The following is a 13,589-nucleotide window of genomic DNA, read 5'->3' as shown; positions in this document are numbered from 1 at the left end:
GCCTGCGTAGCACGCCGCCTCGCCACAACATTGACGGTAATCAAATCCCGGCCCTTAGGCCTTATATTTATGAGCCCCAGGGCACCGTATCATTACGGATGACTATCGGAATTCGGAATTCATCCAGGCCGCGTCATTTTCTCCGGCTGCACCAGCCGGTCGAACTCGTCGGCTGAGACGAAGCCGAGCCGCAGCGCCTCCTCCTTCAGCGTGGTGCCGTTGGCATGCGCGGTCTTCGCCACCTTGGCGGCGTTGTCATAGCCGATCTTCGGGGCGAGCGCGGTCACCAGCATCAGCGAGCGCTGCATCAGCTCCCTGATGCGCTTTTCGTCGGCACGGATGCCGCTGACGCAATGTTCGGTGAAGGAGCGCGCGGCGTCCGCCATCAGCCGGATCGAGTGCAGCATGTTGTAGGCGAGCACGGGCTTGTAGACGTTGAGCTCGAAATGGCCCTGGCTGCCGGCGACTGTGATCGCAGTGTGATTGCCGAACACCTGGCAGCACACCATCGTCATCGCTTCGCACTGCGTCGGGTTGACCTTGCCGGGCATGATCGAGGAGCCCGGCTCGTTCTCCGGCAGGATCAGCTCGCCGAGGCCCGAGCGCGGGCCCGATCCGAGCAGGCGGATGTCGTTGGCGATCTTGAACAGGCCTGTCGCGACGGAATTGATGGCGCCGTGCGCCAGCACATAGGCGTCGTTCGAGGCCAGCGCCTCGAATTTGTTGGCGGCGCTGGTGAAGGGCAGCTTCGTAATCCCGGTAACGTGCTTTGCGAACAGTCTTGCGAAGCGCGGCTTGGAGTTGAGGCCGGTGCCGACGGCGGTGCCGCCCTGGGCCAGCGGATAGAGGTCCTTCACCGCGACCTTGAGGCGGGCGATGCCGCTTTCGACCTGCGCGGCGTAGCCGGAAAATTCCTGGCCGAGCGTCAGCGGCGTCGCGTCCTGGGTGTGTGTCCGCCCGATCTTGACGATTTTTGCGAACTCTTTCTCCTTCTTGCGGAGCGCGCGCAACAGCTCGCCGAGGGCAGGGACGAGATCGGCATTGATGCGGCTTGCGGCCGCGATGTGCATCGCGGTCGGGAACGAGTCGTTCGACGACTGGCTCATGTTGACGTGATCGTTGGGATGCACCGGCTTCTTGGCGCCGAGCTCGCCGCCGAGCAGCTCATTGGCGCGGTTGGCGATGACCTCGTTGAGGTTCATGTTGCTCTGCGTGCCCGAGCCGGTCTGCCACACGACCAGCGGGAAATGATCGTCCAGCTTGCCCTCGATCACCTCGCGCGCGGCGCGGATGATGGCATTGGCCCGGCGCTGGTCGAGCAGGCCGAGCGCGAGGTTGGATTGTGCGGCGGCGAGCTTGACGATCCCGAGCGCATGCACGAGCTCGATCGGCATGCGGTCGATGCCGATGCGGAAATTCTGGCGCGAGCGTTCGGTCTGCGCCCCCCAATAGCGATCGGCGGGGACCTCGATGGGACCGAAACTGTCGGTCTCGGTGCGGCTGGCGGGGCGGGCAGTCTTCGAGCGAGCAGTCTTCGAGCGAGCAGTCTTGGCCATGAGCACATCCATTCTGCGGCGCGGAATTCCGCGCAGCCTCTTCATGTGCTCTTCTATATCGGCAGTTTGGCCGGGCGCGACCGTTTCGGGTCCAACCTAGATCATTTCTTGCGGAAACGATCGAGCCGCACCACCTCAGCGCCGCCCTGGTTCGGGGCGGTCGGCTCCTCGGCGCTTTCCGCCGGTTCACTGGCAGGTGCGGGCACCGCGACGGCCGACGGCGCGGGAGCGGCCGGCAATGTCTCGGGCGAGACCTCGGCGACATCGGAGGTGTCGAACTGGAGGCCGAACTTCACGGACGGATCGAGGAAGCTCTTGATCGCGCTGAACGGCACGATCAGCCGCTCCGGAATGCCGCCGAAGGACAGGCCGACCTCGAAGCGGTCCTCAAGCACGGTCAGATCCCAGAACTGGTGCTGGAGGATGATCGTCATCTCTTCCGGATATTGCGCCAGGAGCCGCGACGACAGCTTCACGCCCTCGGCCTTCGACATGAAGGTGATGAAGAAATGGTGCTCGCCCGGCAGTCCATGGGACGCGGCATCGGTCAGCACCTTCCGCAGCACGCCGCGCAGCGCGTCGCGGGCCAGCACATCGTATCGGATATGATCGGTCGCCATGGTGGTCCTGTTGCATTCCAGGAGTTGGGCCCTGCCGGCCCGACTCGCCAAGCCGCAATAGTACCGCGCCTGACGGGTCAGCAGGAGTCCCCGCCGGAAAGGAAATAAGAGGTAAGTGGAGGCTTCTGTTGCCAGGTGCCTCCGAACCCCGCCTAACGGAGCTTAACCCGTTAGGACTTCAGAATGGTCTTTCAAACTGCGTTACGCAGCCTGAGCAACCGGAGCAAAGTTGTCGTTGGCAACTATTGCATAGCCCGATAACGGCGGAACAATACCGAGAAAAAGAACGCCCTTTACGCCCTCGTCGATCCTATTTCGCCCCCGCCAAAGCCCGCTCTGGGTGAGCCCGCTGGTGGGCTTTGGTGGAGGCGCCGGGTACCGCCCCCGGGTCCGAATGGTTTATTGCGACGACCGTTTATTTCCATAGCCGGCGAACCGGCACCCCCAATATAGGGGGCAAAGGTTTCAAATGACAGGTGTTTCGAGCGGCGATCCCACGGTTCCCTTTGGATAGGTCCCGGGCGGGCCTCGGTATGATCTTGGCCCTGGGACGGCCAGCGTTCTAAGCTCCTGACATGTCCACGGATTCAGCACCGGCCGCCCAAGAGCCGGATCAAGAGCCAGATCAAGAGCCGGACCATCCAGCCGCCCACGCTCCTCCGCCCGGCCTCGTCGCGTTGTTCCTGGCCTTCGCCCGGATGTCGTTGGCCGGCTTTGGCGGGGTCCTGGTGTTTGCCCGCCACGCCATTGTCGATCAGCACCGCTGGATGACGGCGGACGAGTTCAACGAGACCTTTGCGCTCTGCCATTTCCTGCCCGGGCCCAACATCGTGAACCTGTCGATGGTGTTCGGGTCGCGGCTGCGCGGCATCGCCGGCGGCGTTGCCGCCTTTACCGGGCTGTTGCTGCCGCCGACGGTGATCATGACCGTGCTTGCGATCATCTACGCCCGGTTCGGCGATGTGGAGGTGCTGCGCCGGATCCTCGCGGGCATCTCCTGCGCGGCGGTCGGGCTGCTGATCGCGGTGGTCTTCCGCATGATGATGCCATTGCTCAAGCGGATGGACGTCGTCGTGCTCATTCTCATGCTCGGCGTGTTCGTTGCGATCGGCGTGCTTCGCCTGCCGCTCCAGGCGGTGCTGCTGGTCGCGATTCCCATCAGTATCGGCGTCACATATTGGGTGCGGCGGAAGGTAGCAGTATGAACAGCGAAAACCCGATCTGGGCGCTGATCTCCACCTTTGGTCTAATGTCGTTGTTCGCAGTCGGCGGCGCTGCGGCGGCGGTGCCGGAGATGCACCGCATCGCAGTCGACGTGCATCACTGGATGACCGAGAAGCAGTTCGCCGACGCCTATGCGATCGCACAGCTCTCGCCAGGTCCGAACGTACTTATCGTCACGTTAATCGGCTATGCCGTCGCCGGCATCCCCGGCGCGCTGGCGGCGACGCTGGCGATGTGCCTGCCGACGGCGCTGCTTGCCTATTATGTCAGCCGTCTGCTGAGCCGGCCCAGCCAATCGCGCTGGCCCGCCTTGATTCAGACTGCACTGGTTCCGCTATCGATTGGATTGATGGCAGCCAGCGCCCTGATCCTGGCCCAGTCGACCGATCGCACCTTTGCTGCGCTGCTTCTGACCGCGGCGGTTGCAGTGCTCGCGTCCGTCTCGCGCATCAATCCACTCTGGCTTCTGCTCGCCGGAGGCCTGATTGGTTTTGCTGGCATTGTGTAATGAAAATCGCTAGGCAGTGATCCGGGCGGGGGATCCTTTTCCAGCCGATTAGAACAACAGTGCTCGTGACTTAGGAGTCGCGGAGGAGACAAGCATGGCCGACACGATGGGCCACTCGGCGACTGCCACCCGAAACACCTCGGTGGCGATCGGCTTCTGCCTGCTGGCGATCGCGCCGCAGATTTTCGAATTCATCTGGTCGATCGGGACGATCTTCGGCTGGGGTGCCGGGCGCGGCCCACTGCAGGTCGTAACCGGCCATGCGACGGCGCTGCTCGCCGGCGCGCCCAGTGCCATATTCGGATCGTTCGGTGCCGGCACCAAGAAGGCATCATCCGATGTGCTGCTGGCCCTGATCTATTCCTATCCACTGTTTGCAGTGGCGATCCTCACGCTGTTCATGACGATCCGGTCGGCGCAGGACTATGTCGGCGGCGTCATCCTGATGGCGCTCGCCCTGTTCGCGCTGTGGGCGTCGAGCGATCTGCAGGGCATGCGCGGCTTCTCCTTCGGCGCCGGCACGGCGCCGCGGATGTTCGGTGGATTGCTGGTGGCCTTGTCGGCCGGCATCGCCTTGACCGGCCTTTTGACCGATGGGCCGGCGATGGCCCATTATTCCTGGCGCGGGCCTCTGTTCGTGATGGTCGCGATCCTGTTTTTCGCGCTGGCGATCCGGCCACTCGGCCTCGTGGTCACGGCCTTCGTGAGCTTCATGATTGCGGCGCTGGGCTCGCATGAGACGCGCTGGCTGGAGGCCGCCATCGTCGGCGCCTGCCTGACGCTCGGCTGCGCAATCCTGTTCCCGTACGTGCTCGGGTTGCCGATGCCGATGTTCCCGCGTTTCCTGGTTCAGTGAGGGTGTAATGGAGCTCTTTGCCAACCTCGCTCACGGTTTTGCCGTCGCGTTCTCTCCGATCAACCTGCTGATGTGCCTGATTGGTGCCCTCGTGGGCACGCTGGTCGGCGTGTTGCCGGGCATCGGCACCATCGCGACGGTCGCGATGCTGCTGCCGATCACTTTCGGCCTGCCGCCGGTCGGCGCGCTGATCATGCTCGCCGGCATCTATTACGGCGCCCAGTATGGCGGCTCGACGACGTCGATCCTGGTCAACATACCCGGTGAGGCGACATCGGTCGTCACCGCCATCGACGGCCACCAGATGGCCAAGCAGGGCCGTGCCGGCCCGGCGCTGGCGATCGCCGCGATCGGCTCGTTCTTCGCCGGCTGCGTTGCGACCGTTTTGATCGCCGTCCTCGGCGCGCCGCTCACGAAGCTCGCGCTGGCGTTCGGTCCGGCCGAGTATTTCTCGCTGATGGTGCTCGGCCTGATCTTCGCGGTGGTGCTGGCCAAAGGCTCGGTGCTGAAGGCGATCGCGATGATCGTGTTCGGCCTGCTGCTCTCGATCGTCGGCTCGGACATCGAGACCGGCGCCTCGCGCATGGCCTTCAACATTCCGGAGCTCGCCGACGGCCTCGGCTTCGCGACGGTAGCGATGGGTGTGTTCGGCTTCGCCGAGATCATCCGTAACCTCGACGCCGGCGCCGAGATGAACCGCGATCTGGTGCAGCAGAAGATCACCGGCCTGATGCCGACCAGGAAAGACCTGGTCGATTCGGCGCCTGCGATCCTGCGCGGCACGGTGCTCGGCTCGATCCTCGGCATCCTGCCCGGCGGCGGCGCGGTCATCGCGTCGTTTGCGGCCTATACGCTCGAGAAGAAGCTCGCCAAGAACCCGTCGCGGTTTGGCCGCGGCGCGATCGAGGGCGTGGCGGGGCCGGAAAGCGCCAACAACGCTGCGGCGCAGACATCGTTCATTCCGCTGCTGACGCTCGGCATCCCGCCGAACGCGGTGATGGCGCTGATGGTCGGCGCGATGACCATCCACGGCATCGTGCCGGGCCCGCAGGTCATGCAGAAGCAGCCGGATCTGGTCTGGGGCATGATCGCCTCGATGTGGATCGGCAATCTGATGCTGATCATCATCAACCTGCCGCTCGTCGGAATCTGGGTGCGGCTGCTGCGCGTGCCTTACCGGCTGATGTTCCCCTCGATCGTGATCTTCTGCGCGATCGGCATTTACTCGGTGAACAACGCACCGGTCGACGTCATTCTCGCGGGCGTCTTCGGTCTGGTCGGCTACTGGCTGATCAAGCACGATTTCGAGCCGGCGCCGCTGCTGCTCGGCATGGTGCTCGGACCGCTGATGGAAGAGAACCTGCGTCGTGCGCTTCTGATCTCGCGCGGCGACTGGAGCGTGTTCCTGACGCGTCCGTTGTCGGCGGTGCTGTTGGCGATCGCGGCGTTTCTGCTGATCCTCACGGTCCTGCCCGTGCTGCGCGCCAAGCGCGACGAGGTGTTCACCGAATCCGAGAACTGACCGCGCCTGCGTCGTCGCGGCGCCCTGCGTCCGCACGCCGCATTCGGAAGTCGAATCGACTTGTGTGACCGCTTCGTGAAATGAAAATGCCGGCCCTGTGGCCGGCATTTTTGTTTTACGTCCGAGGGGATCGAGATGACTTCCATTCGCGCGCTTGCGGGCGCATGTGCCGCAGCGTTCGCATCGTTGTGCGGCTTTGTCGCACCGGCGGAGGCGCAGACCTATCCGACGCGCAGCATCACCATGATCGTGCCGTTCGCGGCCGGCGGACCGACCGACGTGATTTCGCGCATCGTCACCGGGCACATGGCGCAGACGCTCGGACAGAGCATCATCATCGAGAACGTGGTCGGCGCCGGCGGCACCACCGCGACCACGCGCGCTGCGCGCGCGGCCAATGACGGCTATACGCTCATTACCGGGCATATGGGCACGCATGCCGCCTCCGTGCCGCTCTATCCGAAACTCGCCTACCATCCCGAAAAGGATTTTGAGCCGGTCGCGCTGCTCGCGGGCACGCCGATCCTGATCCTGGCGCGCAAGGACTTTCCGCCGAAAGACCTCAAGGAGTTCGTCGCCTACGTGAAAGCGAACGCCGAGAAGGTCAATGCCGCGCATGCCGGCGTCGGCTCGGTCTCGCACGTCTCCTGCGAGCTCCTGCACTCGATCCTCGACATCAAGCCGGTCGGCGTGCCCTTCAACGGCACGGGCCCCGCGATGAATGCGCTGGTGGCCGGACAGGTCGACTACATGTGCGACCAGATCGTCAATGCGGTGCCGCAGATCAATGCCGGCACCATCAAGGCCTATGCGATCGCGACGGCCGAGCGCAATCCGTCGCTGCCGAACGTGCCGACCACGGCGGAGGCCGGCCTGCCTGCGTTCCAGGCCCAGGCCTGGAACGCGATGTTCGCGCCGAAGGGAACTTCGCCCGCGATCATTGCGAGCCTGAATGCCGCCGCCATCAAGGCGCTCGACGACGAGACCGTGAAGAAGCGCCTGCTCGAGCTCGGTAGCGTCATTCCGGGTCCCAAGGACCGGACGCCGGAGGCGCTGGCGACCCTCGTCAAGAACGAGATCGCGAAGTGGACCCCGGTGCTCAAGCCGGCAACTTAACGAGCACTTTCAAGCCGATAGGCGAGGGGCGGGACGCAAGTTCCGCCCCTTGTTGTTTGCACCGGGAACAGTCACTTTTCGGGGTATAATGGGGTTAAACAGCGAATCGCTGCTGTCGTAGCGCGGGGCGCGCCGTTAAGTTCGCCGCCTCCCCAAAGGCTCAATGGCACATGCACCAGTATCAGGACCTGCTCGAGCGGATTCTTTCAGACGGCGCCGAGAAGACCGACCGGACCGGCATCGGCACGCTGTCGGTGTTCGGCCATCAGATGCGCTTCAACCTGTCTGCCGGCTTCCCGATGCTGACCACCAAGCGGCTGCCGCTGAAGGCGATCGTGCATGAGCTGTTGTGGTTCCTGAAGGGCGACACCAACATCAAATATCTGCGCGACAACGGCGTCACCATCTGGGACGAGTGGGCCGATGCCAATGGCGATCTCGGGCCGGTCTATGGCCATCAATGGCGTTCCTGGCCCACGGCCGACGGGCACAGCATCGACCAGATCGCCAATGTCATCGACATGATCAAGCGCACCCCGGATTCTCGCCGGCTGATCGTCACCGCCTGGAATCCCGCCGACGTCGAGAAGATGGCGCTGCCGCCCTGCCACCTGCTTTTCCAGTTCTATGTCGCCAACGGCAAATTGTCGTGCCAGCTCTATCAGCGCTCGGCCGACGTCTTCCTCGGCGTGCCCTTCAATATCGCTTCCTACGCGCTGCTCACCATGATGGTGGCGCAGGTCACGGGATTGAAGCCCGGCGACTTCGTGCATTCGCTCGGCGACACCCATCTTTATTCCAATCACCTGGAGCAGGCGAAGCTCCAGCTCACGCGTGCGCCGCGGACGCTGCCGGTGATGCGGATCAATCCTGATGTGAAGGACATCTTCTCCTTCCGTTACGAGGATTTCGAGCTCGTCGGCTACGATCCGCATCCGCACATCAAGGCGGAAGTCGCGGTCTAGCGCAGATGTCGTTGACCATCCGCCGCGTGCGCGCCGGTGAAGCCGGGCTGGTTCTTGCTCTCATCCGCGAGCTTGCCGAATACGAAAAGCTTTCGCACGAAGTCGAGGCGACCGAGGCGATGATTGCGGAAGCGCTGTTGGGCGAGCGTCCGCAGCTCTATTGCGCGATTGCCGAGTGGAACGGCGAGCCGGTCGGCTTTGCGGTCTGGTTCGTCAATTTCTCCACTTTCAGCGGCCGTCACGGCATCTATCTCGAAGATCTCTATGTGCGGCCGTCGCATCGGGGCAAGGGCCTTGGCAAGGCGCTGCTGGTCTATCTCGCCAGGGAGTGCGTCGACAACGGCTGGTCGCGGCTGCAATGGGCGGTGCTCGACTGGAATGCGCCGTCGATCGCGTTCTACAAATCGCTCGGCGCCGTCATGATGGACGACTGGACGCTGTGCCGCGTCACCGGCCCCGCGCTGACACGACTTGCAGGGAGCGCGTCCTGATGGAGATCATCTTCGTCGTCGCGATCGCGGAGAACGGCGTCATCGGCGCCGGCAACGGGTTCCCGTGGCGATTGAAATCCGACATGGCGCGCTTCAAGGCGCTCACGATCGGCAAGCCCGTGATCATGGGCCGCAAGACCTTCGAAACCCTGCGCCGGCCGCTTCCTGGCCGTACCAACATCGTCATCACGCGCGATGCGGATTATCGCGCCAATGGCGCCATCGTCACGACATCGGCTGCCGATGCGGGCGCGGTTGCGCTTGGCGATGCCCTGCGGCGTTCGGTCGCCGAGATCGCGGTGATCGGTGGCGCCGAGATCTATCGGCAATGGCTCGATCGCGCCGATCGCCTCGAAATCACCGAAGTGCATGCGCGTCCCGAAGGCGACACGCATTTCGACATCGACAAGGCAGAGTGGGATGAGGTTGGGCGCATCCGGCATCCTGCCGGCCCCGACGACAGCGCCGACTACTCCTATGTGACATATCGTCGGCGGGCGGGCAATTAACCGCATTCGTCAATGTTTACATTGACTTTTTCGTGCCCGAGCATAGCTCGAAGGACAGCCCGGGCCGCGTTGTAAGGGACTTGCCTGTCCCCTATAAAGCCGGACCGGACAAAGCGGGCGGGGGCGATTTTCACCCTGCCGAGGAGAGCGTCGAATGCCGTGGAAGAATCAGGGCGGTGGCCCATGGGGCTCGGGTCCGAAGGGACCATGGGGCAACGGCCCGCAACCGGTCGGGCCAAGGCCGCCGGATCTGGAAGACCTTCTGCGGCGCGGCCAGGACCGCCTCCAGCAGATCATGCCGGGCGGCTATTTCTCCGGCATCGGCATCACGCTGATCGTCCTGCTCATCATCGCGTTCTGGCTGCTGTCGGGCTTCTTCCGGGTGCAATCCGAAGAGCTCGGCGTCGTGCTGCGCTTCGGCAAGCATGTCCGCACCGTGCAGCCGGGTCTGAACTATCATCTGCCCTATCCGATCGAAACCGTGCTGCTGCCGAAGGCGTTGCGCGTCAACACGATCTCCATAGGCATGACGCTGATCGACGATCCGGCACGACGCGGCCGCTCCATTCGTGACGTGCCGGAAGAGAGCCTGATGCTGACCGGCGACGAGAATATCGTCGACGTCGACTTCACCGTGCTCTGGCGCATCAAGCCGGACGGCGTCGGCGACTTCCTCTTCAACATCCAGAATCCCGAAGGCACCGTGAAGGCGGTCTCCGAGAGCGCGATGCGCGAGGTGATCGGCCGCTCGCAGATCCAGCCGATCCTGACCGGTGCGCGCAACGTTACCGAACAGGGCGTGCAGGAGTTGATCCAGAGGACCTTGGACAGCTACGGCGCCGGTATTCTCATCAGCCAGGTGCAGATGCAGAAGGTCGACCCGCCGGCGCAGGTGATCGACGCGTTCCGCGACGTCCAGGCGGCGCGCGCCAATCTCGAGCAGTTGCAGAACGAGGCGCAGACCTACGCCAACCAGGTCGTGCCGCAGGCACGCGGACGTGCGGCGCAGATCACGCAGGCCGCCGAAGGCTACAGGGAGCAGACGGTCGCCGAGGCCAAGGGCCAGAGCTCGCGCTTCCTGAAGGTTTACGAGGAATACAAGAAGGCGCCCGACGTGACGCGTGAACGGATCTATCTTGAGACGATGGAGCGCGTGCTCGGCGGCGCCGACAAGCTCGTCTATGACGGCGGCCCCTCGGGCCAGGGCGTTGTGCCCTATCTGCCGCTCAGTGAGTTGACGACCAAGCGGCCGCCTACCACCGGTCAGCAGTCGAGCGGAGGCAACCGATGAGGTCTCCGGTCACAGGTATCGTCACGCTGCTCGCCCTCCTGCTCGTCGTGATCGTCGGCTACATGTCGCTGTTCACGGTGCAACAGACCGAGCAGACCATCGTGCTGCAGTTCGGCCGTCCCGTCGACGTCGTCACCGCGCCCGGCCTGCACTTCAAGGCGCCGTGGAATTCGGTGATCAACATCGACAAGCGGATCCTCGATCTGGAGAACCCGTCGCAGGAAGCGATCGCGTCCGACCAGAAGCGGCTCGTGGTCGACGCCTTCGCGCGTTACCGCATCAAGGACGCGCTGCGCTTCTACCAGAGCGTCGGCTCGATCCAGGCCGCCAACATCCAGCTCACCACGCTCCTGAACGCGGCGCTGCGCCGCGTGCTCGGCGAGGTCACCTTCATCAACGTGGTGCGCGACGACCGCGAGAAGCTGATGCAGCGCATCCGCGACCAGCTCGATCGCGAGGCCGACGGCTACGGTATCCAGGTCGTCGACGTCCGGATCCGCCGCGCCGACCTGCCGGAGCAGAACAGCCAGGCGGTCTACCAGCGCATGAAGACCGAGCGCGAGCGCGAAGCCGCCGAGTTCCGTGCGCAGGGCGGCCAGAAGGCACAGGAGATCCGCTCCAAGGCCGACCGCGAGGCGACCGTGATCGAGGCGGAAGCCAAATCGCAGGCCGAGCAGATCCGCGGCGTCGGCGACGCCGAGCGCAACCGCCTGTTCGCGGAAGCCTACGGCAAGGACGCCGACTTCTTCGCCTTCTACCGGTCGATGACGGCCTATGAGAACGGGCTGCGCGCGAACGACACCCGCTTCCTGCTGCGGCCGGACTCGGATTTCTTCCGGTTCTTTGGTAACCCGTCCGGCAAGACGGCAACCGAGACGCCGGCGAAGCCGTGAGCTAGACAGAGGGCGGCAGTTCTGCCGCCCTTCGTCCAGACAAGAACAGCACTACGGGAGGTTCCATTCCGATGAGGTCCATTGCGTTCGCCGACTTCCTCATCGGCTTAGGCATCCTGTTCGTGCTGGAAGGCTTGATGTTCGCGGCAAGTCCGAACTGGATGCGCAAGGCCATGAAAAGCGCCATCGCCACGCCGGACAATATCCTGCGGGCGGTTGGGATCGGTTCGGCCGTGGCCGGCCTGGTCTTGATCTGGGTTATGCGCCGTCCGATTTAGGCGTCACGCCAACGCCAAAGTGAAGGCGAGAGACTGGTTTTCGCCGTATTATCCGGGTCTTGAGGCCCGTTAAGCTCCGCGCTTGCGCCGTCCCCCCGTTCGAGCGCAGTCTTGGGGGCGAATCCTTGGCGCCTGATCCTTTTCTCTGGAGATACCAATGACCGCTGCCACCATTGCCCCGACCCGCTTGCGCTTAGGGCTGGCCGCGCTCGCCGTCAGTGCATTCAGCGCGTTCGGCACGCCGGCCCTTGCGCGTGGCCCGGACGGGATCGCCGACGTCGCCGAGAAGGTGATCGACGCGGTCGTCAACATCTCGACCTCGCAGACCGTCGAAGCCAAGGGCGGCGGCGGCGGCAGCAACACCATGCCGCAACTGCCGCCCGGCTCGCCCTTCGAGGAGTTCTTCGACGACTTCTTCAAGAACCGCCGCGGCCCCGGCGGCGGCAGCAAGGGCGGCGAGCGCGGTGACAACCCGCCCCGCAAGACCAACTCGCTCGGCTCCGGCTTCATCATCGACACCGCTGGCGTCGTCGTCACCAACAACCACGTCATCGCGGACGCCGACGAGATCAACGTCATCCTCAACGACGGCACCAAGATCAAGGCCGACCTGGTTGGCGTCGACAAGAAGACCGACCTCGCCGTGCTGAAGATCAAGCCGCCGAAGCCGCTGGTGGCGGTAAAGTTCGGCGACTCCGACAAGTTGCGCCTCGGCGACTGGGTGATCGCGATTGGCAATCCGTTCAGCCTCGGCGGCACGGTGACGGCCGGTATCGTCTCGGCCAAGAACCGCGACATCTCCTCGGGGCCGTATGACAGCTATATCCAGACCGACGCTTCCATCAACCGCGGCAATTCCGGCGGTCCGCTGTTCAACCTCGATGGCGACGTCATCGGCGTCAACACGCTGATCATCTCGCCCTCCGGCGGCTCGATCGGCATCGGCTTTGCCGTGCCCTCGAAGACGGTTGTCGCCGTGGTCGATCAGCTCCGCCAGTTCGGCGAACTGCGCCGCGGCTGGCTCGGCGTGCGCATCCAGAGCGTCACCGACGAGATCGCCGAGAGCCTCAACATCAAGCCCGCGCGCGGCGCGCTGGTCGCCGGCGTCGATGACAAGGGCCCGGCCAAGCCCGCCGGCATCGAGCCCGGCGACGTCGTCGTCAAGTTCGACGGCAAGGACGTCAAGGATCCCAAGGATCTCTCCCGCGTCGTCGCCGACACGGCGGTCGGCAAGGAAGTCGATGTCGTCATCATCCGCAAGGGCCAGGAGGAGACCAAGAAGGTCACGCTCGGCCGTCTCCAGGATCCCGACAAGGTGCAGGCCGCGGTCAAGACCGACGAGCCGGCGCCCGAGAAGCCGGTGACGCAGAAGGCGCTCGGTCTCGATCTTGCCGCGCTCAGCAAGGATTTGCGCACGCGCTACAAGATCAAGGACAGCGTCAAGGGCGTGGTCGTCACCAATGTCGACGCCAATTCGGATGCTGCCGAGAAGCGCCTCTCCGCCGGCGACGTCATCGTCGAGGTCGCGCAGGAGGCCGTCTCCAGCGGCGCCGACATCCAGAAGCGGGTCGACCAGCTCAAGAAGGACGGCAAGAAGTCTGTGCTGCTGCTCGTCTCCAACGCCGACGGCGAGCTGCGGTTTGTGGCGTTGAGCGTGCAGTAGTCGCCGCACAATCCAGTAGGGTGGGCAAAGCGAAGCGTGCCCACCATCTTTCCACCATCGCGACAAGAGTGGTGGGCACGGCGCAAGCGCCTTTGCC

At 64.3% G+C, this 13,589-nt stretch carries 14 protein-coding genes and 1 other RNA gene; 12 read left to right on the top strand and 3 right to left on the bottom strand.

Annotated elements, in window-relative coordinates; genetic code table 11:
* Nucleotides 1-119: 119 nt before the first annotated feature.
* The 3 genes from fumC to ssrA all read right to left on the bottom strand — a co-directional run bounded on the left by fumC (nt 120) and on the right by ssrA (nt 2,655).
* Nucleotides 120-1,568 (bottom strand): class II fumarate hydratase, encoded by a 1,449-nt coding sequence (fumC, locus tag AB7535_RS27070; protein ID WP_028156440.1) that lies wholly within the window; start codon nt 1,566-1,568, stop codon nt 120-122.
* 89 nt (nt 1,569-1,657) lie between these two features.
* Nucleotides 1,658-2,176 (bottom strand): SspB family protein, encoded by a 519-nt coding sequence (locus AB7535_RS27065; RefSeq protein ID WP_085399733.1) that lies wholly within the window; start codon nt 2,174-2,176, stop codon nt 1,658-1,660.
* Nucleotides 2,177-2,290: 114 nt separating this feature from the next.
* Nucleotides 2,291-2,655: a transfer-messenger RNA gene (gene ssrA, locus AB7535_RS27060) on the bottom strand.
* Nucleotides 2,656-2,751: 96 nt separating this feature from the next.
* Here ssrA and AB7535_RS27055 point away from each other — a divergent pair.
* From AB7535_RS27055 to AB7535_RS27000, 12 genes are all read left to right on the top strand, one after another.
* Nucleotides 2,752-3,381: a chromate transporter gene (locus AB7535_RS27055; RefSeq protein WP_085399732.1), complete on the top strand. Its 630-nt coding sequence runs from the start codon at nt 2,752-2,754 to the stop codon at nt 3,379-3,381.
* A complete protein-coding gene (locus AB7535_RS27050; protein WP_063981614.1) occupies nt 3,378-3,908 on the top strand; it encodes a chromate transporter in 531 nt (176 codons plus the stop codon). The genes AB7535_RS27055 and AB7535_RS27050 overlap by 4 nt, the downstream gene beginning before the upstream one ends.
* A 94-nt stretch (nt 3,909-4,002) precedes the next feature.
* A complete protein-coding gene (locus AB7535_RS27045) occupies nt 4,003-4,764 on the top strand; it encodes a tripartite tricarboxylate transporter TctB family protein (RefSeq protein WP_063981615.1) in 762 nt (253 codons plus the stop codon).
* Between the two features lie 7 nt (nt 4,765-4,771).
* Nucleotides 4,772-6,286 (top strand): tripartite tricarboxylate transporter permease, encoded by a 1,515-nt coding sequence (locus tag AB7535_RS27040; protein WP_085399731.1) that lies wholly within the window; start codon nt 4,772-4,774, stop codon nt 6,284-6,286.
* 135 nt (nt 6,287-6,421) lie between these two features.
* Nucleotides 6,422-7,402: a tripartite tricarboxylate transporter substrate binding protein BugD gene (locus AB7535_RS27035; protein WP_071910509.1), complete on the top strand. Its 981-nt coding sequence runs from the start codon at nt 6,422-6,424 to the stop codon at nt 7,400-7,402.
* A 170-nt stretch (nt 7,403-7,572) separates the two neighbouring features.
* Nucleotides 7,573-8,367: a thymidylate synthase gene (locus AB7535_RS27030; RefSeq protein WP_439037381.1), complete on the top strand. Its 795-nt coding sequence runs from the start codon at nt 7,573-7,575 to the stop codon at nt 8,365-8,367.
* A 5-nt stretch (nt 8,368-8,372) separates the two neighbouring features.
* On the top strand, nt 8,373-8,858 hold the full coding sequence (locus tag AB7535_RS27025; RefSeq protein ID WP_085399729.1) for a GNAT family N-acetyltransferase: 486 nt from the start codon (nt 8,373-8,375) through the stop codon (nt 8,856-8,858).
* Nucleotides 8,858-9,367 (top strand): dihydrofolate reductase, encoded by a 510-nt coding sequence (locus AB7535_RS27020; protein ID WP_085399728.1) that lies wholly within the window; start codon nt 8,858-8,860, stop codon nt 9,365-9,367. Before AB7535_RS27025 ends, AB7535_RS27020 begins: the two co-directional genes overlap by 1 nt.
* A 154-nt stretch (nt 9,368-9,521) precedes the next feature.
* Nucleotides 9,522-10,658 (top strand): FtsH protease activity modulator HflK, encoded by a 1,137-nt coding sequence (hflK, locus tag AB7535_RS27015; protein WP_063981619.1) that lies wholly within the window; start codon nt 9,522-9,524, stop codon nt 10,656-10,658.
* Nucleotides 10,655-11,551, top strand: a complete 897-nt coding sequence (hflC, locus tag AB7535_RS27010; protein WP_063981620.1) for a protease modulator HflC — start codon at nt 10,655-10,657, stop codon at nt 11,549-11,551. The genes hflK and hflC overlap by 4 nt, the downstream gene beginning before the upstream one ends.
* A gap of 71 nt (nt 11,552-11,622) precedes the next feature.
* Nucleotides 11,623-11,829 carry a DUF2065 domain-containing protein gene (locus AB7535_RS27005; RefSeq protein WP_025038031.1) on the top strand — a complete coding sequence of 69 codons (207 nt, stop codon included), beginning with the start codon at nt 11,623-11,625 and terminating at the stop codon, nt 11,827-11,829.
* A 157-nt stretch (nt 11,830-11,986) separates the two neighbouring features.
* Entirely contained in the window at nt 11,987-13,492 is a 1,506-nt protein-coding gene (locus tag AB7535_RS27000; RefSeq protein WP_071910517.1) for a Do family serine endopeptidase, read from the top strand.
* The last annotated feature ends 97 nt before the right edge of the window (nt 13,493-13,589 follow it).

Origin of the sequence: Bradyrhizobium sp. 956_D2_N1_4, from assembly GCF_052076025.1 — a bacterium.
GTDB classification, from domain to species: domain Bacteria; phylum Pseudomonadota; class Alphaproteobacteria; order Rhizobiales; family Xanthobacteraceae; genus Bradyrhizobium; species Bradyrhizobium barranii.
Note: the sequence above shows the minus strand (reverse complement) of the source record. Positions and strands in the feature narration are given on the sequence as shown.